The following is a 1,837-nucleotide window of genomic DNA, read 5'->3' as shown; positions in this document are numbered from 1 at the left end:
TTACTGTATTACCTATCAAAATGGATTCCCACCTGAAATATTTAGGTGTTGTTGCCAGTTATCGTGATTTGGACAATAGTCAATGGAGATTGATTTTATTAAAACAAAAACAACGATGGTATCAGTTTGGTAAACACTATTTCTACGTGAATATTGGGAAAAATGAATTGTATCAATTATCGAAATCAGAGATGCAAGAAATGCTGAAAGAATATAAAGAGCGCCATCCTGATAATCAGCTCATCAAAGAAAATGGGGAAACTCGCAAGAACAATAGTGACCTTAGCAAAGGTATTTTGCGTGAGGAATAAATGCTTATATATAAATAATTTGAGGTTGAATACATGGCAATTGAAGCAAAAGTAGTTTGGTCAGAAGGAATCTTTATTACTCCTCAGCATTTCCAGCAATTTGAACGTTATCTTGAGTCAGGATTACGTCAACTTGCTGTTTCTAAAGAAGGTTATTTTTGGGGATTTTCATCTTTAGTACTGAATTCAGACGGCCTCAAACGTGGTGTGCTCGGTATTCGTGAAGCAGAAGGTATTTTTCCTGATGGCTCTATATTTGTGTTTTCCCAAAAACAACTTGAAAATTTAAGCTTAAAAGTACCTGCAAACATAAAAGATACCAAAGTTTGCTTAGCTATTACTCTGCCATCGTCTGTCAATAATGAGATTAACTTTCTAAATCAAAACTCTTCTGCTAACTCTTACCGATATAAAGCATTTGAGAAAACCCTTGCAGATACAACTAACTCCGAATTAGACGGTCGCCAAATTACATTAGCAGATCTTAATCCCACATTGATTTTAGAAAATGATTTAACTAGCAATCAAACCGCCCTTCCTATTGCAGTTATCCGATCCAGTTCAGCAGACTTTGAAATCATTCTAGACGAATCATATATTCCTCCTTCCCTAGGAAGCCAAAAGCAACACCACCTAAAAGCTTATATTTCGGAAATATATGGCTTATTAATGCAAAAAAGCAATAGTCTAGCTAACGCTGTAAACGATCCGAATACCGGAGGTTCTGTTGAAGTAATGGACTTTATGATGCTTCAAACTATCAATCGGTACTTGGCTTATTTGCATCATGAAAATGAAGGCGCTCGCCAAACTCATCCAGAACAATTATTTGTCAACTTATCAAAATTATGTGCTGATTTAATGACTTTCCTTCCTTCACGTAAGGTAGGTGATATTCCTATTTATGAACACAATGATCTAGCATCATGTTTTGGTAAATTATTTTTTAACTTGCGCAAATCACTGTCTATTGTTCTTGAACAAAGAGCAATTAGAATTCCACTAGATTTGCGTGATGAAGCAACTCGAGTTGCTCAAACTCCTGATCAAAGCTTACTGGATAAAGCTTCATTTGTCTTAGCCATCAAAGCTGATATGCCCAACGAAGCCTTGCGCCAAAAAATTCCAAGTGTAGTAAAAATAGGTACTGTAGAAAAAGTTAAGGAATTGGTTGCTTACCATTTACCTGGAATTAAAGTTCATGCGTTATCCGTGGCACCAAGAGAATTACCATACCATAGTGGTTATGTTTATTTTGAATTAGATAAAAAACATGAATTATGGGATATGTTTGATACTTCCTCAGGTATGGCTTTCCATTTGGCTGGTAATTTCCCTAATTTAGATGTTGAGTTTTGGGCGATTAAGTCTTTAAGTTAATTTGATTTAATTTGGAATTTCATTATGAATAACCAGAATAATACTGCAAACAACGCAGTAAATGTTTATAACCCTTTAATTGAAGCTGCTAAACCTGTTTTTATCTTGGCTAACTCTATGCAACAAACTACTAGTCAATTATCTAC

General features: G+C 35.0%; 2 protein-coding genes. Both read left to right on the top strand.

Going from position 1 to position 1,837, the window contains the following annotated elements; all coding sequences use genetic code 11:
• The coding region (locus ACTHUT_RS19495) for a type VI secretion lipoprotein TssJ (RefSeq protein WP_440419482.1) at window positions 1-311 on the top strand (311 nt) is incomplete at its 5' end.
• A 33-nt stretch (window positions 312-344) separates the two neighbouring features.
• Window positions 345-1,691 (top strand): type VI secretion system baseplate subunit TssK, encoded by a 1,347-nt coding sequence (gene tssK / locus ACTHUT_RS19490; RefSeq protein WP_250601046.1) that lies wholly within the window; start codon window positions 345-347, stop codon window positions 1,689-1,691.
• Window positions 1,692-1,837: the final 146 nt, after the last annotated feature.

This window comes from Neisseria sp. P0022.S010 (genome assembly GCF_051956635.1).
The sequence above is the reverse complement of the archived record's forward strand: the minus strand, read 5'-3'. Positions and strand labels throughout refer to the sequence as shown.